Raw genomic sequence first — 22,161 nt, 5'->3', positions numbered from 1 at the left:
CGGGTCTGTGTTAGTTTGTCGGTTATTTCAAACTTTTGGCTACACCAATGCAAATCAACAAAATCGGCGGCAGCCAGGTGAGTCGCGTCAGCCAGCTGGCTTTTCCTGCACGGCTACCGAGAGCAATTCCTACCACAAGAAGCAAGGCACTCATCACCGCGATACAGAGAGCGACGAGCAGTGGCGAGTATCCCAAAAACGTAAGGCTGATGCCTGCGCCGAAAGCATCCAAAGACAGAGCAAGCCCCAACATGACGGCCTCCCAGCCCATAATATGCCCAGAACGGTCAGCATCGGCTTTGGACGGATCTTTTAAAATCTGGATCATGACACCAAAAATGCGGAACTGCGACAATAATACGATGGGTTCCTGCTCCTCCTGTTTTTCTTCGGCTAGAACGGCGTTGTCGCTCGGAGCAGTAGACTCCTGAACCTCTGTCCCCGACCTCGTCGCAATCAGCCGCCACAGGGTAAACAAGCCCATGAGGATCAAGACCGCGGCACCAATATACTTGCCAATATCGGGTGTTAACCATTCGGTGAGAGATGAGCCTACGAGCATGACACTATAGACTACAGCAAACGAACAACCAGAAACGACAACGAGCGACAAAAAGGGCATTCTCATGTTCCGTAAACCATACGTCAATCCTACACTGACACTGTCCATGCTGATGGCCAGGGAAACGAGCAGGAGTGCGAGCCATCCGCTCATATGTGGTCACCTCTTTCTCATTGCCTATTAGGTATACGCGAAAAGCTCCGCTGATGTGCCAATAAATCATTGCCTTCTTGGTTGGAAGCTGATACCATAAAATTAAACAATGTTTAAAACATCGTTTAACAAATTGTTTTTCTTCCATTCAAAAGGAGGTTGGTCATGTCCCAGGCAGATAAAAACAGCGAAACGAAAGCAAAAATTTTGCAATCGACACTGGATTTGATCAAGATGGAGGGCTTCGAGAGTGTAACCGTGCGGAAAATCGCAGCGGATTCCGGTACAAACGTAGCTTTGGTTAACTACTATTTCGGTTCCAAGGATAAGCTCATCAATGAAGCCCTCAGCGCTTTTTTAGGCAGCTTTACAGCTACATTCGATATCTTGGATAACACATCTCTGCTTCCCCAAGAACGACTCAAGCAGTTTTTAATGAGCTACGTGCAGATCATCCAGCAATATCCCGAGCTGGTTTCGCGAATCTTCTCACTTGGTGGCGCTGTGTTTACCTCGCAATATGAGTACGGTCAATTTCTCAAAAGCATCGGGTTTGTGAAGATCGAGGGAGTTTTGAAGGAAATTACCCACGAAGAAAACCATGAAGTTCTCATGATGATGATCATGCAGCTGTTTGGAGCGATTTTTCTTCCTGCCTTGCTCAAATCGATACTATCTACAGGCGCTGCCATCGAGGTCGCTTCGGTGGAGCAACAGATTGATTTGTTATTCGCACGCTATTTTCATGAAAAATAGGAAATAGGGGGAGAAACAAATGGACTTTTTGCGAAAATATTGGTCTGATCTCGGTTTGTTGGTGGGAGTAGGGGCAAGTCTGTATGTCATGCTGCAATGGGGCACCATTCCTGCTATTGAGCGGCTGTTGTGGCTTAGCTTCATCGCCATCCTCGTTCATCAGTATGAAGAGTACCGTTGGCCGGGATATTTTGCAGGACTGTTTAATGGTTTGATTTTCAAAAGCAGCCATCCGGAGCGATACCCGCTGAATCCACAGTCTGCGATGATCATCAACCTCGTTATTGCCTATGTCTTTTATCTGGTTCCCGTCTTATTCCCAACGGTCGTCTGGCTCGGCTTGGCACCGATTCTCATGGGCTTCTTCCAGTTTATCTGGCATGGAATTTTTGCGAATCTAAAAGCGAAAACGCTCTATAATCCGGGCTTGTTCGCCGTGATTTTCTTCCACATTCCGATCGGGGTATGGTATATCCGGCATATCATCTCCACTGGCATGGTAACCACGTCAGACTGGATCATCGGGACGGGCTACTTCATCGTTGCGGTGTACATTCTTATTGTGAAGGGGAATATGTGGCTAAAGGACGAAAATTCCCGTTATACCTTTACTCGTCAACAGCTGGGGCCATACGTACACAAATCATAAAAACCAGCTCCTGAAATGAAAAAGAAGAGGCCACTGTCGGCCTCTTCCTTTTCTTTGAACTATTTGATTTCAATCGGTACTTCCCACTTCACGTCGTGTTCCACCATATAGGTAGCGTAGGATACCGTAAGCTTTTTCGGTTGTTGCTTCAAGCGCGGAATCGAGATCTCACCTTTGATCTGTACCCGTCCGTCCTTGTCTCTGGTGCTTTCCGTACTCACTGACGCAGCGTACGTCTTCCCATTTTCATCCTTTACAGACCAATCGCGGTTCTCGACTATGCCTTTTCCTAATGTACCCTCTATGGTCATTACGGCCTCACCTAGATCTTCGCCGTTACCTGGCTCCCATGCAAAAGAAGAGAATGTAAAGGTACTGCCTGTCTCGTCCTTGAAAGTCGCACCTTTCTTGTCTAGTTCTGTTGGAACCAGATCAAATGTAGGCGAAGCCAGCTTTTTCTCATAAATTTTCTTTAGCTCAAGCTTTAATTTTTGTTCTCCCTGTATCGGGCCAAATGTATGCCACCAATTCAAGACATCGCCTTCTGGTCTTTCTTCCGCTTCTTCTTCTGTTCTTGGTGTGAAAAGAACATTCTCCTTGTTATCAAGCCCATCATCCAATGATTTCATATCCCAAGCGGCTACCACTTCCCCTTTTTCATTGGTGATTTCGTACATCATATTCTCTCCCGAAAAAGCAGGATCACGCTCTTTTTCTGTGACAATGGCGCCTTGCGGATTTTTCCGATCGTACAGGATCGACGTTCGTTCAACCTCCAAGTAAGCTGATTTTGGGAAAGTGGTATCCAGCATGACCCGTGTCGCACTCGGGGAAAATTCGATATTTTTCAGCTCAATCCCGAGCCCCTGCGGCGATTGAAAAACAGTATCCTTGAAGCCAACCGTTTTCGTCGCTTCCTTAGCTTTCTTCATATCGATCGGAACTTCCAATGACCATTTTCCTGTCTTATCCGCGATTTCTGTCTGTTCTAAATGCAAGGTCAGTTGGTCAGGAGTCGCCTCAGTTGATTCGAAGATTTCGTTCAAAAATCGCTCTGTGATGAAAAACTCTCCATGACTTCCCGAATTATCTCCTCCATCATCCTCGAACCAATCTTTTCCGTTCTGATCAATCAGCTTCGCATTCAATATATGATTTTCTATCTTCTTGCCGCTCTCGTCGTACACATCATAGATGACTGCGATTCTCATCGAATCAGCCAACAGCTCTTTTAACTCGACCGTAATTCCTTGATCGGTTACTTTTTGCTCCAGCTTTTGGACAAGGCCTTTATTGACAGCATTTTTCATACCGCTATCTGCATTTTTTTCAATCTGGAACAAGCTATTCACATAATTTGCAAACGTAGGTGATACAACCGTTCCTGTCACCACCAACGCGGTAAGTCCTGCTACTACCAATCCTGTCTTCTTCACAATATCCCAACCCCTTTGTCTTCTGGTTCGGGAGGAGTGCTTTCGCGTAGAACGTGGAGGAACTGCATCAGACAGCTTATCCATGACCTCATCTGTAAACGAATCGGGTACAGGAGCCTCCGGAATGGTGGGAAAATCCTCTTCTTGCATGCCTTCTACCAACTCTTGCAGGTGCTTCTGGCATTGTGGGCATTTTTCCACATGTTGCTCCAATCCTTTGCTCTCGGCAGGGGCCAGCTCATCGTTTACGTATAGCTTCAATTGATTAAACATGAAGCATTTCATAAATAGCTCCCCCTCCCATCGTTTTCTCTAGGCTGTCCTTCATCTTTTTGCGGGCACGGAATAATCGCATCTGAACAGAGCTCTCCGAGAGAGACAGTCGCTCGCTGATTTCCCGATACGACAGTCGCTGTAGGTAAAACAGGACGAATACCTCCCGATACTCCTCATCCAGTAGCATGATGCTGCGTTCCAGCTCGGCGTCCCGTTCTTTTTTCAACAAAGTCGTCTCTGGCGTGTCTGGGTCAATCAGCTGCTCCTCATCAATTTCTACCTGCTCTGTCCGTTTACGTTTTCGCATTTCATCGAAACAATGATTGCTCGCAATTCGATACAGCCATGAAGAAAACCTGTACTCAGGCCGATAGTCGTGTAAACGATAAAAGGTTTTGATAAACACGTCTTGAGCCAAATCCTGTGCGTCTGGCATGTTGCCGATCATCCTGTACAAATAGCCAACGATCTTGCCCTTGTATCTGTCAACAATTTGTCTGTACTGTTCATGATCGCCAGCCAGGATTTGCTCGATTAGTTCCTGATCGTCCGGCATTTTGCTACTCCTCCATCTATCACAGATCAAGCCAGCGGGGAATGCTGCGCAGCTTCCGTTTTGGTTGATTCATAAGCTATTACGGATTTGCTGGAAGAACCTTTCTCTACTTTTAAAAAATTCTATAATCAGTTATTGAAACAAAAAAGAAGAGGCCTCTGTCAGCCTCTTCTCCTGTCTGTCATTCATCTACTTGATTTCAATCGGCACTTCCCAATTCACGTGGTGCTCCACCGTATATTCGGGATAGCAAATAGTAAGTCTTTTCGGTACTTGCTCCAATTTCGGAATGACCAGCTCTCCTTTGACCAGTACCCGTCCATCTTTATCTCTAGTGCTCTCTGGTCTCAATGTCGCATAGTAAATCTTCCCATTTTCATCCTTTACATACCAATATTTGATGGAGACCACATCTTTTCCTAGTATACCCTCTACAGTTATCACAGCCTTGCCTTTTTCCTCCCCGCTAGCAGGTGTCCACGAAAAAGAGGAGAATGTAAACGAACTGCCTGTCTCATCCTTGAAAGTCGCTGCCTTCTTGTTTAAGTCTTCTGGAATGAGGTCGAATTTGGGGGAAGCCAGTTTGTTCTCATAAACTTTTTGGAGCTGAAACTTTAACTTTTGTTCACCCTGTAGTGGGCCAAATGTATGCCACCACTTCATGATATCGCCTTCTTGTTTACTGGACAGTCCAGAGACGTAAAGAACATTCTTCTTTATCGCGATTCCTTCATCTAATACAAACATATCCCGAGCTGCCACGACCTCACCTTTCTCGTTGGTAATTTCGTACGCGATATCACCTCCTGATAAAGTAGGTTCGACTTTTTTGTTTGTGATGTGGACTCCACCCGGATGATCCTTATCATACATGAGCACTGCCCGTTCAAACTCTACATAAGCTGATTTTGGAACCGTTGAATCCAGCATAACCCGTGTCGCACTTGGGGAGACTTCGATTTGTTTCAGTTTAAGCTCAAGCCCTTGTGGTGATTGATACACAGCGTCTTTGAACGCAACCGTCTTGGTCGCTTCTTTCGCTTTCTTCATATCGACCGGAATTTCCAAGTCCCACTTCCCTGTCTTGCCTTCGATGTCTGTTGGTACGATTTTCAAGGTCAGTTGTTCAGGAGTAGCCTCCGCCGATTCGAAAATATCGTTCAAGCTCACCTCAGTGATGAAAAACTGTCCATGATTACTCCCAGACTCCTCTCTTCCATCCTCCGCCAACCAATCTTTTCCGTTCGAATCAATTAACTGAAGCTTCATAGAGTGGTCTTCTATTTGCTTACCATTCTGGTCGTACATATCAAAGATAATAGCAATCCTCATCGAGTCAGCCATCAACTCTTTTGCTTCGAAAGTAATCCCTTGATCGGTTACCTTCTGCTCCAGCTTTTGGACAAGGCCTTTATTCACGGCATTTTTCATCCCGCTATCTGCATCCTTTTCAATCTTGAACAAGCTATTCACATAATTCGCAAACGTCGGTGATACAACCGTTCCTGTCACGACCAACGCCGTAATTCCTGCTACTACCAATCCTGTCTTCTTCACAATATCCCAGCCCCTTTGTCTTCTGGTTCGGGAGGAGTGCTTCCGTGCAGTGCGTGCGGGAGCTGCTTCGAACAGTTTACGCATGACCTCGTCCGTAAACGTATCGGGTACAGGAACTTCCGGATAGGTGGAGAATTCCTCTTCCAGCATGTGATCTACCCATTCTTGCAGCTTGATTTGACATTGCGGGCATTCTACTGCATGCTGCTCCAGTCCTTTGCTTTCGGCAGGGGGGAGCTCGCCATTTTCATAGAGCTTCCATTGATTAAACATGAAGCATGTCATAAATATCTCCCCCTCCCATTGTTTTCGTCAGGCTTTTCTTCATCTCTTTACGAGCACGGAACAAACGCATTTGAACAGCGCTCTCCGTAAGAGACAGTCGCTCGCTGATTTCCCGATACGACAGACGCTTCAAGTAATGAAGAACGAACACCTCGCGATACTCCTCATCCAGCAGCATGATACTTCGTTCTAGCTGGGCGTCCCGTTCCTTTTTTAACAGGGCGGTCTCCGGTGTCTCTGGATCAACGATACAGTCCTCTACGATTGCGGTTTGCTCCGTCCTTTTGCGTCTTCGTATTTCATCGAGACAATGATTGCTCGCGATTCGATACAGCCATGAAGAAAACTTGTGCTCAGGCCGATAGTCTTTCAATAGGTAAAAGGTTTTGGTAAACACGTCTTGAGCCAAATCCTGTGCATCCGGCATGTTACCGATCATTTTGTACAAGTAAGTAACGATCTTGCCCTTGTACCTGTCGATAATCTGACTGTACAGCTGATGATTGCCAGCCAGGATTTGCTCGATCAATTCCCGATCGTCCGGCATTTCTACTACTCCTCCATCTATCACCGATCAGCCTTTGGGGAATGCTGCGCAGCTTCCTGTTTTGGTTGATTCACCACTAATACGAACAGGCTGGAAAATCCTTTCTCGTTATTTTGAAAAATTTTATTTTCCTGTCAAAAGAGGTACCGCAAAGCTCACATCGCGATGCTCCTTCAACATACTGTCAAAGGTGATCGTCATTTGCTTTGGCAAGGATTTCAGCTCCTCGATTTCCAAATTCCCGCTTACTTTCATCCGTCCATTTTGATTGGCGGATTCCTCGATATGGCATTCCGCACTGTACTTTTTGCCCTTTTCGTCCGTCACGTACCATGTATCAAACGGGAAGATTCCCACTACTCCTTCCGCTAGCGTCCCCTCAAACTCGATGTTGTGGCGATCCTCTCCGCTACCCTTAGATACCTTGTGAAACGTGAAGCGAGTCCCATTCTTTTCCGCTGTAACTGGCTTTGCTCCCACACTGGCAGGGTCCAGTTTTACGCTGAATCCTGGCTCTTCCTCTGTATAAACAGCAAGCAGCTTAAAGGTTAGACCATTCGATTCTTTCAGGTCGTGGAAGTAATGAAATTGTCGCAGCCCTTTTTCCACTGGAGCAGACTCGCGCCATTTCATCGTATTGATTACGTTTTTCTGAATGCTCTCATCATGGATAGCGACTGCAGAGTCCCATGCGCCAAGGACGACTCCCTTTTCATTGACAAGCTGATAGCTGAAGTCCTTGTTATTCGAATCAATCACCACTTCTGTTCCACTCGGTGCAAAGGTAATCTCTCGCAAATCGAACTGAAATCCTTGGAGAGAGGTATGGGACTGATTGACAGCCACTGTTTTCGTCGCAGCTTTTGCTTTTTTCAAGTTCACGGGTACCGACAGCTGCCAGTTTCCTTTGGTACTGCCCATCTTTTTCATGTGGAACTCTACGACCAGCTCGTCTGGCAGCTTGTTCCCATCGTCAAAATAGCTTCTGAGCTCGTGTTCAAACAGGATGTAATCGCCAATCTGGTTTGTTTTCCACGACACTTGATTGGGGGATGAGCTATGTAAAACCTTCCCCGCTTTATCCTTGATCGTGATTTCTTGATATTCATGGGTGGGGGTGTGGAAATTATCCCAATACACATCTGTTGCCTTGCCGTCTTTGTCTTTTACCCCGGCGATGATACTGATGCGCAGCGGGTCTGCCAGAACCTCTTTTGCTTCCAAGATAAAGCCTTGATCGGTCACTTTCAGATCGAGCGGCTGGGTAAATCCATTTTGAGCGGCTTGCAAAATTCCAGGATCTCCAGCCTTTTGCGAGACAAACAAGCTAGTGTTCACAGACGGTGCTGCATTCACCACTGCTGCCGGACTACTTGTGAAAAACGACGGGGACACGAGGATTCCCGTTGATACAACGACTGCCAATGCTACCACACATACCGCCATTTTTTTCATAACTGCTCCACTCCTTATTTTCCCAGATTCACTCTATATTCACGAGAAACAATCGTTCGGTTCACGAGGAGCACGCAAAAAAAGAGCCCGACAGCCTGAACGAAATCAGGTCTGCCGAGCTCACTCGTTATCGAATTTATTTCATGGATGGGAGGGCTTTAAGCACGTGTAGATAGTGCCCGGGCTAGCAACTCTACCAGCCTCTGTGCATACTCGCCAGTGGTATCCCTTGCCCCTGAGAATTCCGTCACTTCCATACTTGTCACGCGCGAATCTCGCAAAACAGTTTCCAGTAATGCTTCCGCTTCGGACAGCGACAATCCTGCCTCGCTTGGGGAATAGGCCGCTGGCATCGCGTCTTTGTGCAGGATATCTACGTCGAAGTGAACGAGGATTTTGGCATCAGGCGGGATCGATAGAAGCGTATGAGAAACTCGTTCCACGATGCTTCCTTCTGTGAGCTGGTCCAAGGTCATAACCTCTACGCCATACGTCTCTGTGGGCATTTGTTGGCAACCGACCAGGCGGATTCGCTCTGCATCCCAGCCGCTTGGTTCAATCCATTGTCCGCGATCCTGTAGCAAAAACCACAATCCCATTCCTGCCGCCCCAATACAGCGAGAAGCTGATGGCACTACGGCATCGAGATGACCGTCAAGCACGAGCAGATACGCTTTTTCCTGATGCCGAGCCTGATGAGCCCTCGCCGTTGCAACAACCAAGCTGCAATCGCCACCGAGCATCAAGACAAAGTCGTCTGTATCGAGCCACTCTTGCGCGTCCTTTTGCAGCAAATCCCAGAATATGCGCGATGCTGGCCAGTTACGAACTGGTGGAATATTGTGGCGAGGCAAATCATCGGGAAGAAGCAGATTTCCTACGTCCTGCACTTCCAAGCCAAGCTTCTGCAACTGCTCGATCAATCCTGCTGTACGAAGCGCGTCCGGAGCTAATTCTGTGCCAGAGACATATGCTCCTGTAAAATGCGGGATACCAGCCACTTTTACTTTTATAAACAGTCCCTCCTAAGGAATTCATGGTATAAATGTCCATAAAAGTATATCACAGCCCTACTTGCAATAATTGGATGAGATCACCGACGGACGGTCGCAACCACCGTTCTGGCAAGGATGCTTTTTCCCCGCGCAGCAATTGGCAAGCAAGCGCATTCGGATGGACATCTGCACTTAAAAAATACACTTGGTGTACAGGCTGCGGGAGAGCGTCCATGACCTCCACACATTTGCTGACATACGTTTGAAGCGCATCCCGATAGGCGGGAGTCGTTAATGCCGCGCCACACCACACATCAATTCCGGTCAACGCCTTGGCATGAGCTGCATCCAAGCTTTTGGCAAGCGAGCAGATAACGAACAGCAGCTTCTCTGGTTCCAGATTGAACCGCTTCTGATACTGCTTAGCAAAACGGGCGAGCGTCGCATTCCAGGACGGCGTATCGTAGCTACCGAGATCAGGGATGCATTTGAGTGCCCCGACTAGCTGCTCTTCCCTCTTTATAAACAAGAGACCGTCGATCACTTGAAACGAAAGCCCGCTCAACTGCCCGGACAAAAACTCACCCACCCGCTCATGCATGACGCGAGAGATTCGCTGTGAGGATTTGCGCTTTAGCTTTTGCCGTATGCGCACCTCTTCTTCCTCCAGATAGACCCGGATCAGCCTGGAAAATAAATCTGCCTCCGTAGATGGCTCTCGTATCAGGCACTCCAAACGGCTATAGGCGTCTGCCACGCTTTGGTCCCATTGCCCTTCTTTTTCTGTGCCCATCATTACCCTCCCTCACATCATATCGGGTGCGTGATCGGCCACGACCAGCACATCCATGTGTCGGACCTCCCGCAATAATCGCTGAATGACCGAACCCTCGAGAATTTCCTTCCAGCGGGTTCGCGCCGACTGCCCGATGACAACCTGCGTCGTTCCTTTTTCGTTCATATGCCAAACTAGCTTGGTGAAAACCTTGCGTCGGGAAGGGGCTTCGTATCGTTCAAAACGACCTCCGAGCCGCTCTGTTAGTGCCTTTAGCTTCGCCAGCTGCGTCTCTTCCTCTTCTGTCAGCGACGGATGATCCTGCACGTACGCTACATGCCAGGACGCCTTCAGCCGATACGCAATACGGAACCCTCGGCGAATCAATCGTTCACTGTCTGCCCGCAAATTCACACAGACAAAAATGACTTCCTGCTGCCGCCAAGGCCCGCGCAGCGTTCGTCGCTCCCATGCCTCCAAGCGTTCATCGACGTCGTCCGCCACTTCACGCAAGGCCAGCTCTCTTAACGCGATCAAATTCCCTGTTTTGAAAAAGTTGGTCAGTGACTGCTCCACCTTTTCCATCGCGTAAATATTTCCCTCCCGCATCCGCTGACGCAGTGCCTTGGGTGAAATATCTATCAGCTCTACCTCATCTGCCTGATGCAGAATATGGTCCGGCACCGTCTCCCGAACGCGGATTCCCGTGATTTGCTCGACGCTGTCGTTTAAGCTCTCGAGGTGCTGAATGTTCATCGTGGATATGACGGAAATACCCGCAGCCAAAATCTTCTCGACATCGTGATATCGCTTCTCATAGGCACTCCCTGGCACGTTCGTATGTGCCAGCTCATCCACCAGTACGACCTCCGGATTTCGCCGGATAATTTCGTCCGTGTCCATTTCTTCTAGCGTCACATTTTTATACGGGATGCGCTTGCGCGGGATAAGAGGAAGTCCCCCTACCTGCTCAATGGTTTCTTTTCGTCCATGCGTTTCCAAAAGCCCAATCACCACGTCGATGCCATTTTCAGCGAGCTCGTTACCTTCTCGGAGCATCGTGTATGTTTTGCCGACACCTGGTGCGGCTCCCACATATACTTTTAGCGTCCCGCGCTTGATTTTCCCGATTTCTTGCTGCATCTCCTCATCGGAGAGTCGTCGGTACGGATTGACCGTTACCGCCTGTTCTCGCTTGGTCGGCATGACACGCTCACCGTCCCGCTCGGAACGATCCGCCACGATCAAGATATCGATATTTTTCGTTTGCCGAAGAATCTTATGGACGATGGAGCCATACCATATCTCTTCCCAGCGCGTACGCTTGGACTGCCCCATGACGATGCGGGTCACATTATTCTCCATCGCATAGGCGACAAGCCCGTTTGCTACGTCCTTTTCACGTGCAAGCATCTGCTCTTCAAAGGTACCACCGACTTTGTCCACGAGCTTTCCGATGGATCTCTTAAAAGTCGCTTCTTCTTTCGTCAGCTTTTTGGATAAAGGGAGAAAACAGACGACCAAGAGCTCTCCGCCGAGCCGCTTGGCAACCTGTTGTCCGCGCCGAACCAATATCGAGCCGTTCCAATGATACTGGGCAGAAACCAGCACCTTCTCTGTGGCTCCTGAAGCCCCTACCATGCCGTGCTTCTCCCGATAATCCTCCAAATCCTCGTTTACACCAGTAGCTACGAACCGAAGAGCGAGTTCTCGCAGCATATGCAGATTGTCTCTACGAAACAACGGATGCTTGGTTCGAGTTGGGTTGCGATCATCTTCTTGCAGCCGTTTCAGAATGGCTTCTGGCGTGACGTCGAGCAATTTCACCTCGTCAGCCATGGCAAGCGTATCCTCAGGGACACACTGGTCGATCCGCACTTCTGCCTTCGTCAGTCGCTCCGCCATTTCTTTCATCCCGGCTAACTCGTAAATGTTGACCGTCGCAATCACACTAATATTGTGGTTCAGCAAATACTGAACATCGTCCAGGCTCGTTGGAAGCGGGGCATCTGGACGATTTCGATGAGCCAAACCGTCTACGAGCACGACTTCCGGGTCACGCTCAATAATAGCTGCAATGTTTAGATCATGCCTCGCCTCTCCGAGGGAATACCAGATGATTGGCTCGATTTGCTCCAAACCCTCTCGCTTTTGCGCCAGCTTTGGATGAGTGGCCTCACCTGAGCCAGCTACGACCACATCAATCCCTTTTTTCTTAAGCGTCTGCCCTTCCATGAGCAGGTGATAGGTTTTACCTGAACCACTGACTGCCCCCAGAATGATTTTCAGCCTGCCCCGGTGCATTCTGGAGATGGACTGCAAGATTTCCTCCGGGGACTTTCGCCGAAACTGCTCTACCATCTCGCAGCCCTCCCTCATTCTTTACTTCTTTAATTCGTCCAAAGCCAAATTCAGCTTCACTACATTGACACGCGGCTCTCCGAATACACCAAGGCTTCTTCCCTCTGTATTCGCTTCAATCAAAGCCTGTAATTGTACCGGCTCGAGATTGCGCGCCTTGGCTACACGTTCTACTTGTATTTGTGCAGCCTTTGGCGAGATATGCGGGTCCAAACCGGAAGCGGAGTTAGTCAGCAAATCAGCCGGGATGTCTTCCTGCTTCACGCCAGGATTCGCTGCTAGAAATGCGGCGATATCCTTTTGCGTACGTTCGATCAGGGCCGGGTTGGATGGCGCGTAGTTGTTCGAGCCAGAGCCTGACGCATTGTTATCAATAGAAGAAATGCGTCCCCAGAAGTACTTCGGATCTGTGAAGGTCTGCCCAATCAGCTCGGAGCCGACCACCTTGCCGCTCCCATCGGTGATGAGACTGCCACTTGCTTGTGCAGGCATGACAACCTGTGCAATCCCTGTCATCGCCAGCGGGTAGGCAACGCCGCAAATCAGCAGCAAAACGAGGCTGAGACGTAAATTTTTCAAAATCATATCAGTTCACCTGAGCTTTCTTTTTTTCAATATGAATTAAATTAAATTCAATCCACTCAAAATCAAGTCAATCAGCTTGATACCCACGAACGGAACGATAATTCCTCCCAAGCCATAGATCACCAGGTTGCGGCTAAGCAGCTTTGTCGCGCTCATCGGCGTGTATTTCACACCTTTCATCGCTAACGGAATCAGGATCGGGATGATGATCGCATTGAAGATCAACGCGGACAAAATCGCACTTTGCGGTGTAGCCAAGCCCATAATGTTGAGCGCACTCATTTGTGGGATCGCCAGCATGAACATCGCAGGAATGATCGCGAAGTATTTCGCTACGTCATTGGCGATACTGAACGTCGTCAATGCACCGCGCGTCATCAAAAGCTGCTTGCCAATCGCCACGACCTCGATGATTTTGGTCGGGTCAGAATCCAGATCGACCATGTTCGCTGCTTCCTTCGCCGCTACCGTTCCCGTATTCATCGCCAGACCAACATCGGCTTGTGCGAGAGCTGGGGCGTCATTCGTACCGTCACCTGTCATGGCGACCAGCTTGCCTGCCGCTTGTTCTTTGCGGATCAGCGCAATCTTGTCTTCCGGCTTGGCTTCGGCTACGAAATCGTCCACACCTGCTTCGCGGGCAATCGTCGCTGCTGTCAGCGGGTTATCTCCCGTACACATGACCGTACGAATTCCCATCCGGCGCAGCTCTTCAAAGCGTTCGCGCATCCCTGGCTTTACGGTATCCTTCAAATAAATCAATCCGAGAATCGCATTGCCTTCTACTACAGCCAATGGCGTGCCGCCAGCCGTTGCAATCCGGTTTGCTTTTTCATCCAAATCAGCAGGAATGTTGCCCCCTTGCTCTGTCACGTATTTCTTGATGGCATCGACGGCTCCTTTACGGATGAGGACCCCGTTTGCCAGATTCGTCCCGCTCATTCTTGTTTCAGCGCGGAACTCCACGCCTTCGGAACCGGGTAAATCTAGTTCAGCAGGTGCCAGCCCTTGTTTTTTCGCCAGCTCTACAACAGAGCGTCCTTCCGGTGTTTCGTCATGAACCGAGCTTTGTGCAGCTACTCGGTTCAATTCCGTGCTTTTGCTGTTGCCTACGGTTACAAACTCGGCAGCCATTCGGTTACCATGCGTGATCGTTCCCGTTTTATCCAAAATAATGGTGTTGATGTCACCGGATGCTTCAACGGCTTTACCAGACATGGCGATGACGTTAAACTGTGTGACCCGGTCCATCCCCGCAATCCCAATCGCTGACAAGAGTCCGCCAATCGTGGTTGGAATCAAGCAAACGAGCAAAGCAATTAGTGTCGCAACCGGAATGGCTGCATGTACATAGTTGGCTATCGGCAGCAAAGTCGTGCAAACGATCAAAAAAATCAATGTTAAGCTGACCAACAGCGTATTCAACGCGATTTCATTCGGGGTCTTCTGTCTCTTCGCGCCTTCCACCAACGAAATCATGCGATCCAAAAACGATTCGCCGGGATCAGTCGTCACACGGACACGGATGCGGTCACTGACGACACGTGTGCCTCCCGTGACAGAGCTGAAATCGCCACCAGCTTCTTTAATGACCGGAGCAGATTCACCCGTAATCGCTGATTCGTCCACAGAGGCGACACCCTCGACGATTTCCCCGTCGGATGGAATCAACTCGCCTGCTTCCACGATAACCAGATCGCCCTTTCGCAGTTCTGTGGAACTGACGACTTGCATACGACCATCTTTCCCCATTTTTTTTGCTTGCGTGTCCTGCTTCGTTTTTTTCAAGCTCTCTGCCTGTGCTTTGCCGCGCCCTTCTGCCAAGGCTTCTGCGAAGTTGGCGAACAAAATCGTCACGAACAGGATCAAGCTGACGACGCCGTTGTAAAACGGGTCCGAAGCTCCCCCAAACAAATTGGGCACAAACGTCAGGAGAAGCGTAATGAAGAACCCGATCTCTACCACGAACATGACTGGATTTTTCATCATCACACGCGGGTCCAGTTTTTTGAAAGACTCGACAAAGGCCCGTTGATACAAATCTTTAGGAAGCGCAACCGTGCGCGTTTTACTCATGGAAAACTACTCCTTTGCCTCTAGTATTAGCGGATCGTAAGCCACTCGGCGATTGGGCCTAGAGCAAGCACAGGCAGGAATGTCAGTGCGCCTACGATCAACACCGTCGCAATTAAAATCACTGTGAATACACTATTGTCAGTGCGCAATGTACCCATCGTTTCCGGTACCGGCGTTTTTGCGAGCAAGGAGCCTGCTACTGCCAGCATCGTAATGATTGAGACGTATCGGCCAAACAGCATGACGAGTCCGGTAGAAATGTTCCAGAAAGGCGTGTTGTCACCCAATCCTTCAAAACCGGAACCGTTGTTGGCTGCGGAAGAAGTGTACTCGTACAGCACTTGTGAAATGCCGTGGAAGCCTGGGTTCGACACTGCGGACGATCCCATTTCTGTTGCCAATGCAATGGCGGTTGGCGCCAAAATAATCAGGGGATGAACGAGAATCGCGATGGCGATCAGCTTCATCTCTTTTCCTTCGATCTTGCGGCCGAGGAATTCAGGCGTACGCCCTACCATCAAGCCCGCCAAGAATACAGCCAAAATCGCGTACATCAAAATGTTAATCGTTCCGACGCCATCTCCCCCGAATACGCAGTTGAGCATCATTTCACCGAGCGGAACCAAGCCGCCAAGTGGTGTCAATGTATCGTGCATGTTGTTCACGGTTCCTGTCGTTGCCGCTGTTGTCACGGCGGTGAACAAGGCGCTTTGTGCGATACCAAATCGGACTTCTTTCCCTTCCATGCTGCCCATTTCTTGTGACAGACCTGCCCGCTCCAGCGCAGGGTTGCCGTTTCCTTCATTGGCATATGCCGTAATCAGGAACGCCAGGAACATCACGAACATCGCTCCAAAAATAACCCAGCCTTGCTTGCGGCTCTTCGCCAAGAAGCCGAATGCGAACGGCAGTGCCGCTGGGATCAAGAACATCGACAAAATTTCGATCACGTTTGTTAGCGGTGTCGGGTTTTCAAATGGATGCGAAGAGTTTACCCCGAAGAATCCGCCCCCGTTTGTTCCTAAATGCTTAATCGATACGAGTGAAGCAACGGGACCACGAGCGATTTGTTGCTCCGTTCCGCTAATGGTTGTCGCTGTTGCGGTCGGCTCCATCGTCTGTGGCACGCCTTGGGACACCAAAAGCAATGTCACGACAATCGCCAGTGGAATCAACACACGTGTATGAGCACGTACTAGGTCTACGTAGTAGTTACCGATGCTGCGTTGTCCAGTCAGCCCGCGCATGAAGGCCATCACGACCGCGATCCCTGTCGCTGGGGTCGTAAACATCAGGTAAATAATGACCAGCATCTGCGATAGATACGACAATCCGCTCTCGCCGCTGTAATGCTGAAGATTCGTATTCGTCAAAAAGCTGACAGCCGTGTTAAAAGAAAGCAACGGCTCCATCGCCGCGATTCCACTCGGGTTTCCAGGTAACATCCCTTGCAAACGAAGCAAGAGATACGCAATCGCTACCATCGAAATATTGCTTACTAGAACAGCCATTGCGTACTGCTTCCAGGTCATATCTGCTACGCGAATGCCAGACAGCTTGTATATCGCTTTTTCCAACCCGCCAAAAATACGGTCCAATCGGGTCGTCTCCAGCGAAAAGGAGCGTGCCAAATATTTTCCCATCGGTATGGCGAGCACGAAAAGCACCACCAAAACCAACGCTATTTGTATAAAGTCCACGACAGTTCCTCCTACTCCCTCTAAAAAATGGCTCCAAATAAACGAATGATTCGGGTAACCCCTAGTATTTTTCCGGGTAAATCAATGCGTGGCACAGGTACATCGCAAGCCCTGCCATAATCAAAAGCAACCAGATCATTTCTCTTTCCCTCCCTGTTCTCTTACCACGGCGTCACAAAACTTGATGAGTGCAAAAAATACACCGAATGAAAGCGCCAAGAGCAATATGGAAACCACGTCCATGCCATGTCCCTCCTTTTTTTGCCGTATGAATGATTCCGTGAAGTCTGACCGAGTCGTCTCTCTCGCTATCCCCTGTACCAGCTTTCTTGTAAAGGTAGTTCAAAAAGTTGTCTTTTGATCACGTAGTAGTCCTGAGGGCTTATGCGACGTCGAAAGTGTCGTTCACCTTCAAAGTCCGGTGCTCATGTAGGTCCCCTACACTCCGCTCCTCCTTCTTCAGGTTCTCGCCACTTTCTCGGTGCTGAAAAGCCACCTTTTTGAACACACATTTTTTTGAAGAAAACCTGCCAGTTGGGATAAAAAAATAGACCAATGCTTACGATTTCCCCGAAGATCGCCACATTTGACCGAGCGAAAGATAAACAGGCGAAAGAAGTCGCCCGCCTTTTCGCGGCAAATAAAAACGATCCTTTGTATCGGAGAAAAAGTACTCATTGGTCTACCTAACGCCCAGCCGACTTGAAGTTGCCTTCTTTGCGTTTTGTCTCCCGTTTCCTTTTTCAAAAAAACAGATATTTTCTTGTAAGTAACAACGGTCATTGGCCGTTTTTGAGCAAAACGAAAAGACCTGCATTACGTTTCGAGTCAACCTTTGTCGTCCGATACGGATAACAAAAAGGCCTCCTCAAATAGGCGGTCTTTAGACCTCCCTCGCTTTAGCCGACGAAGTTAGCTGACGGGTAGGATGGCGAAAGAGTTTCTCATCCCTCCCACGATTCATTCGTGGGATTAACCCCTACTGATTGGGTCCTCCGTTCCCGAGTGCCTCGGGATTTGGCCATATTTGCAATTGTTGGTTACGAATCTCATTATACGTCTGGCATAATCGGATGTTAATGTCCTATTTCAGTCTTTTTCACACGATTTCTGCATTCTTTATCCGTGTAAGCGATTTAAACCTATCAGGCCTCATCCGATCATGATATTTCATCGTTTCTCTTGCGTTTTCACATTATCAGCCTATTTGTTTGACAGCCCCAAGACTGCTGAGTAATATTAGGCACAATGATAAATTATGGGAGGTATGGCGTTTGGCCATCTCTAACAAGAAAAAGCTGGAAGCTGAAATCAGCGAAGCATTCATAAAATTTCAACGCGAACTGATCGGACGAGGTCCGCAGGAAGCGAAGACCTACATCGTCGGTGATATGGTCATCGCAAGGTTCAAGGGCGTTCTCACCGTCGAAGAAAAGCATCTGTCCAGTCACGATAAAGGTCGCCGCATCGTCAAAGAAATGCGCGAGGTTCTCCGTGAAATGTACAGTGAAGAATCGGAAGAAATCGTAGAAAAGCTGACCAGCTGTAAGGTACTATCGAGCCATAGCGACATCAGCACGAAGATGGGTGAACGGATCGAGGTTTATGTATTGGACAAGGACCTCGAAAAAATGTTGGGCTAAATTTTCACGAAAACAAGGCTCCGCCTCATTTGCAGGCGGAGCCTTTTCTATTTCTCTCTTAGCCACTCATCTGTTCAGCCAACCAGCCGTAGCCTTTATACCCGGGCTGACTCACGATGACGTGATTCGCCCCGAGCGCCTTGTATAACATCGCGTTCCGATGCTCCTGCGTCATCACAAAAATCCGGCAGGTGCCCAGCTGCTTGAACAGTGTAACGAAGTCGCGTCCCTCCGCCCACTCATCGGGAAAGATGTAGACGGATTGGTATATCAGCAAGGATTCCTGATCGCGGTAGCACTCGTCAAATGAGATGGGCAAAAAACGCTGAATCGTCTTATCTCCAGGCCCCGCTTTCAATGAAAAGGCACCTGGATTCCTTCCCCAAAACGCAGGCAAACTGTCGCAGCATAGTGTCTGGACAAAAGAAGTGAAAGCTTCCCCCTTGCCTATTACGAGATAATGCTTCATAGCAGCACCTCCCCTTCCCTTATTGGAGATCCTCAATGGACGAGATATTCATGTACGAAGGAACCACGAGTCCGATTTTGGTTCCGTCGAGATTCGGACCCAAATCCTCGATTTGCCCACCGAATTTTTTCAAATAGCTCGTATCTGTAGACGGCAGCCACGCTGCAACCATCCCATCTACATCCCCAATGGCCACACCTGCCCACATCGGTCCAGTCTGCACCTGACTCAATTCGACCTCATACCCCAGCTTCTGCTCAAGCACATGCTCGACGACGTGCGAGCTGGCAATCTCGGAATCCCATGCTACATAAGCGAGAGTCAGCTTCTCTTTTTGGACAGGCTGTATGCCCTCCACCCATTTCGCTACTTTGGCTTCATTGTTTTTTACCCATTCCGCAGCGGCCACTTCTGGATCTTTTCCGTCAATCATTTGAACCATGACCGACTCCATATCGGCTGGCTCCCACCAGAACTTATCCAGAAATTGATAGGCAGCAGGCTGATCCTCTTTCAGCCCTTTGCGCACGATGGTATGAATTTGTTCCGCTCCGCCAAAGCCGTTCTTTGGGTCCGCCAAGTATTTCAAATCCATCTTTTTAAACATCCAGTGCGGCGTCCAGCCCGTTATGATAATTGGTTCCTTCGCTTCGTACGCCTTGATCAAAGCTGCTGTCATAGCGGCATCTGAACCTTCGACAAGTTGCCATTTATCCAAGCCATACAGGTTCATGACTTCCTCTGTCTTTACCATCGAGCCTGCTCCTGCATCGATTCCGATGATTTTGTAGTCGAGCTTTTCTCCTAGCACGTTGTCCGACGTCTCAGAAGGAATCGGACCGACCACCGTTGCTGTCGGTATTTGTGTGTTTGTGTTTTGATTAGAGCAGCCTGCGAGCCAAGCTGTCGCTCCCATCATGACTGCCAATATAGCTGGAACCATTTTGTTCATCATGTGTTTCGCTCCTTTTTTCCTGCATGTTGGGTAAGCCGATCCAATACGATAGCGATGATCACGATGGATAACCCCGCCTCGAATCCTCTTCCTATATCCACTTGCGATACGGCGCGATATACGTCTGCACCCAAGCCTTTCGCCCCGATCATAGCCGCTATGACCACCATCGACAGGGCGAGCATGATGCACTGATTGACTCCCGCCAAGATCGTCGATTTCGCATATGGCAGTTGTACTTTCACGAGCTTTTGCCACCCAGTTGCGCCAAAGGCGTCCGCCGCTTCCTCCATTTCCGCTGGGACCTGACGTATGCCTAAGTTCGTGAGACGCACGATTGGCGGCAAAGCAAAAATAACGGAGGCAATAACTCCCGGCACCTCGCCCAAACCGAAGAAAAAGATCGCGGGAATCAAATAAACGAACGCTGGCATCGTCTGCATCAAATCCAGTACTGGCGTTACTAGATTGCGAAACGTATCGTGTCTCGCGCAAAGAATGCCCACCGGAATCCCGATGACGATCGAAATCATGGTAGCAGTGAGGACGAGTCCCAATGTCTCCATCGTTTCATCCCAGTACCCCAAGTTGTGGATGAGAGAAAGTCCAACAACCGTAAAGACCATGGACGCTCTCCCTGCAAAAACCCACGCAGCGGCCCCCAGCAGCAAGATGAGAATCAGCGAAGGTATCTCTGCCAAAACCGTAGAACAGTAAGTCACCATCGTGGAAATGACGATAGCCACCGGATCAAACAATACCCCTTTGTACTGGCCCAGCACCTCCACGAACCCTTCCATCCAACCGCCAATCGGTAGCTTAGGCACGACGTCCATCACTCATCACCTCTGCTCTCTGATGCTCTTGTACATTGACTTTGCCTACCAGCCCGCCTAGCACCGCTCCTTTTACGATGACACCCAACAAACGCTGCTGCTCGCCCACTACCGCAATCGGGACATGCAGGTCTGCCATCATCGGGAACAAGCTGTGCAGACGTGCGTCAGGCGAAACGGTAGGGAGGTCGGTTTTCATGATTGCCTCCAGCGAATCTCCCGTACTGATCGCGAGTGATACGTCATACGCCGTAATCAATCCGAGCAGTGTGCGCTTTTTGTCCACGACGTACAAGCTGGACACACCATTATCCATCATGAGTTGCAGCGCCACTCGGGCCCCTTTGTCAGGCGTGATTGCTTCTGCCCGTTTCATCACATTTTCAGCAACGAGCACCCTGGACAGGTCGGCATCCTCCACGAACTTCCGCACGAATTCATCCGCGGGGTCTGCCATGATTTCTTCAGGGCGGCCGATCTGAATGATCTGCCCGTCTTTCATAAAGGCAATCCGATCGCCCAGTCGCAACGCCTCATGCAAGTCATGCGTAATGAACAGGATCGTCTTTTTCATCGTCATCTGAAGCTCCAGCAACTCATCCTGCATATCTTTTCGAATGAGCGGGTCCAGTGCACTGAACGCTTCGTCCATCAAGAGAATATCTGGATTATTAGCCAATGCCCGCGCCAGCCCGACCCGCTGGCGCATCCCTCCGCTCAGTTGATCCGGGTGCGCATTTTCCCACTCGGTTAATCCAACGAGCGCAAGTGCTTCCCGTGCTTTTTCTTGCCGGAGTCCTGGCGGTACTTGCTGAATCTCCAAACCAAACTCCACGTTTTCTCGTACCGACCGCTGCGGAAACAGGGCGAAATTTTGAAAAACCATCCCGAGCTTCTTCCTCCGCACCTCACGCAAAGCTGCTGCCTTCATGTCCACGATCTCTTCCCCATCGATCTCGATGCTTCCGCTCGTTGGGTCAATCAGTCGATTACACAGTCGGATTAAGGTGGACTTGCCGCTGCCTGACAGGCCCATAATGACGAAGATTTCACCTTCCTCGACTTCAAAGCTGACCTGATTGACACCGATGGACTGGCCGGTTTGCTTGTAAATTTGTTCTTTTGTACGTCCTTCCGCCAGCAGCTTCAAGGCCAGCTCGGGCTGCTTGCCGAACACTTTTGTAAGTTGATGGACTTTCATTTTGGACATGATATCCCTCATCCTTCGTTTTTTCGTAAATGGAAAAAGCCCGCGAAGTTTCGACACTCCAGCAAAACCAAGTAGGCACGCTTGATTTTTACTCGTGTTGAAAATCCGCAGGCTTACGTAATACCTGGCGTCCATTTTCAGGACTCCCTGTACTCTGTCTTCCTGATTTCGATTGTCAGCGGTTTATGTCGTACCGACTGCCTCTCAGCGATCCACACCATTCCCTTCACGTTGTATCGGCGTAAGCTGCTCGTCGGTATTTCCATAAAAAATAGGCCGATCCATTCTTTTTCTCCAGAACAAAGGTCCCAAAGAAAAAGCCTG

At 49.3% G+C, this 22,161-nt stretch carries 19 protein-coding genes and 1 riboswitch; of the genes, 3 read left to right on the top strand and 16 right to left on the bottom strand.

Annotated elements, in window-relative coordinates; genetic code table 11:
- Window positions 1-22: 22 nt before the first annotated feature.
- Window positions 23-715 (bottom strand): sporulation membrane protein YtaF, encoded by a 693-nt coding sequence (gene ytaF, locus ACUUHJ_RS02490; RefSeq protein ID WP_289675849.1) that lies wholly within the window; start codon window positions 713-715, stop codon window positions 23-25.
- A gap of 165 nt (window positions 716-880) precedes the next feature.
- On the opposite strand from ytaF, the gene ACUUHJ_RS02485 reads away from it, so the two are divergent.
- Together ACUUHJ_RS02485 and ACUUHJ_RS02480 are read left to right on the top strand one after the other, a co-directional pair.
- A complete protein-coding gene (locus tag ACUUHJ_RS02485; protein ID WP_289675847.1) occupies window positions 881-1,471 on the top strand; it encodes a TetR/AcrR family transcriptional regulator in 591 nt (196 codons plus the stop codon).
- 19 nt (window positions 1,472-1,490) lie between these two features.
- Window positions 1,491-2,120 (top strand): HXXEE domain-containing protein, encoded by a 630-nt coding sequence (locus ACUUHJ_RS02480; RefSeq protein WP_472298188.1) that lies wholly within the window; start codon window positions 1,491-1,493, stop codon window positions 2,118-2,120.
- A gap of 59 nt (window positions 2,121-2,179) precedes the next feature.
- Here the strand turns inward: ACUUHJ_RS02480 and ACUUHJ_RS02475 are convergent, their stop codons facing one another.
- The 11 genes from ACUUHJ_RS02475 to kdpA all read right to left on the bottom strand — a co-directional run bounded on the left by ACUUHJ_RS02475 (window position 2,180) and on the right by kdpA (window position 16,724).
- Window positions 2,180-3,841, bottom strand: coding sequence for a DUF4179 domain-containing protein (locus ACUUHJ_RS02475; RefSeq protein ID WP_472298187.1), 1,662 nt, complete (start codon window positions 3,839-3,841; stop codon window positions 2,180-2,182).
- Complete coding sequence (locus ACUUHJ_RS02470; RefSeq protein ID WP_007728877.1) at window positions 3,822-4,388, bottom strand: RNA polymerase sigma factor; 567 nt, start codon at window positions 4,386-4,388, stop codon at window positions 3,822-3,824. Before ACUUHJ_RS02470 ends, ACUUHJ_RS02475 begins: the two co-directional genes overlap by 20 nt.
- Window positions 4,389-4,577: 189 nt before the next feature.
- Window positions 4,578-6,230, bottom strand: coding sequence for a DUF4179 domain-containing protein (locus ACUUHJ_RS02465; protein ID WP_472298186.1), 1,653 nt, complete (start codon window positions 6,228-6,230; stop codon window positions 4,578-4,580).
- On the bottom strand, window positions 6,211-6,777 hold the full coding sequence (locus tag ACUUHJ_RS02460) for an RNA polymerase sigma factor (protein WP_472298185.1): 567 nt from the start codon (window positions 6,775-6,777) through the stop codon (window positions 6,211-6,213). Before ACUUHJ_RS02460 ends, ACUUHJ_RS02465 begins: the two co-directional genes overlap by 20 nt.
- 123 nt (window positions 6,778-6,900) lie before the next feature.
- Window positions 6,901-8,232, bottom strand: coding sequence for a DUF4179 domain-containing protein (locus ACUUHJ_RS02455; RefSeq protein WP_472298184.1), 1,332 nt, complete (start codon window positions 8,230-8,232; stop codon window positions 6,901-6,903).
- 158 nt (window positions 8,233-8,390) lie between these two features.
- A complete protein-coding gene (locus ACUUHJ_RS02450; protein ID WP_472298183.1) occupies window positions 8,391-9,233 on the bottom strand; it encodes an arginase family protein in 843 nt (280 codons plus the stop codon).
- Window positions 9,234-9,294: 61 nt separating this feature from the next.
- A complete protein-coding gene (locus ACUUHJ_RS02445; RefSeq protein ID WP_472301130.1) occupies window positions 9,295-10,020 on the bottom strand; it encodes a hypothetical protein in 726 nt (241 codons plus the stop codon).
- A gap of 12 nt (window positions 10,021-10,032) precedes the next feature.
- On the bottom strand, window positions 10,033-12,363 hold the full coding sequence (locus tag ACUUHJ_RS02440) for a universal stress protein (protein WP_289675834.1): 2,331 nt from the start codon (window positions 12,361-12,363) through the stop codon (window positions 10,033-10,035).
- A gap of 21 nt (window positions 12,364-12,384) precedes the next feature.
- Window positions 12,385-12,948, bottom strand: a complete 564-nt coding sequence (kdpC, locus tag ACUUHJ_RS02435) for a potassium-transporting ATPase subunit KdpC (RefSeq protein ID WP_064202545.1) — start codon at window positions 12,946-12,948, stop codon at window positions 12,385-12,387.
- A gap of 36 nt (window positions 12,949-12,984) precedes the next feature.
- Window positions 12,985-15,024 carry a potassium-transporting ATPase subunit KdpB gene (gene kdpB, locus ACUUHJ_RS02430; protein WP_472298182.1) on the bottom strand — a complete coding sequence of 680 codons (2,040 nt, stop codon included), beginning with the start codon at window positions 15,022-15,024 and terminating at the stop codon, window positions 12,985-12,987.
- A gap of 26 nt (window positions 15,025-15,050) precedes the next feature.
- A complete protein-coding gene (gene kdpA / locus ACUUHJ_RS02425; RefSeq protein WP_289675830.1) occupies window positions 15,051-16,724 on the bottom strand; it encodes a potassium-transporting ATPase subunit KdpA in 1,674 nt (557 codons plus the stop codon).
- A gap of 886 nt (window positions 16,725-17,610) precedes the next feature.
- Window positions 17,611-17,757, bottom strand: a riboswitch (cyclic di-AMP (ydaO/yuaA leader).
- A gap of 241 nt (window positions 17,758-17,998) precedes the next feature.
- On the opposite strand from kdpA, the gene ACUUHJ_RS02420 reads away from it, so the two are divergent.
- On the top strand, window positions 17,999-18,367 hold the full coding sequence (locus tag ACUUHJ_RS02420) for a Na-translocating system protein MpsC family protein (RefSeq protein ID WP_012684130.1): 369 nt from the start codon (window positions 17,999-18,001) through the stop codon (window positions 18,365-18,367).
- A 58-nt stretch (window positions 18,368-18,425) separates the two neighbouring features.
- On the opposite strand, the gene ACUUHJ_RS02415 is transcribed toward ACUUHJ_RS02420, so the two are convergent.
- The 4 genes from ACUUHJ_RS02415 to ACUUHJ_RS02400 are packed head-to-tail and all read right to left on the bottom strand — an operon-like array spanning window position 18,426 to window position 21,837.
- Window positions 18,426-18,836, bottom strand: coding sequence for a hypothetical protein (locus ACUUHJ_RS02415; RefSeq protein ID WP_289675827.1), 411 nt, complete (start codon window positions 18,834-18,836; stop codon window positions 18,426-18,428).
- Window positions 18,837-18,855: 19 nt separating this feature from the next.
- Window positions 18,856-19,791, bottom strand: a complete 936-nt coding sequence (locus ACUUHJ_RS02410) for a glycine betaine ABC transporter substrate-binding protein (RefSeq protein WP_289675825.1) — start codon at window positions 19,789-19,791, stop codon at window positions 18,856-18,858.
- Window positions 19,788-20,627, bottom strand: coding sequence for an ABC transporter permease (locus ACUUHJ_RS02405; protein WP_289675824.1), 840 nt, complete (start codon window positions 20,625-20,627; stop codon window positions 19,788-19,790). The genes ACUUHJ_RS02410 and ACUUHJ_RS02405 overlap by 4 nt, the downstream gene beginning before the upstream one ends.
- Entirely contained in the window at window positions 20,611-21,837 is a 1,227-nt protein-coding gene (locus ACUUHJ_RS02400; RefSeq protein WP_472298181.1) for a quaternary amine ABC transporter ATP-binding protein, read from the bottom strand. Before ACUUHJ_RS02400 ends, ACUUHJ_RS02405 begins: the two co-directional genes overlap by 17 nt.
- Between the last annotated feature and the right edge of the window lie 324 nt (window positions 21,838-22,161).

The organism is Brevibacillus schisleri (assembly GCF_055685845.1).
The sequence above is the reverse complement of the archived record's forward strand: the minus strand, read 5'-3'. Positions and strand labels throughout refer to the sequence as shown.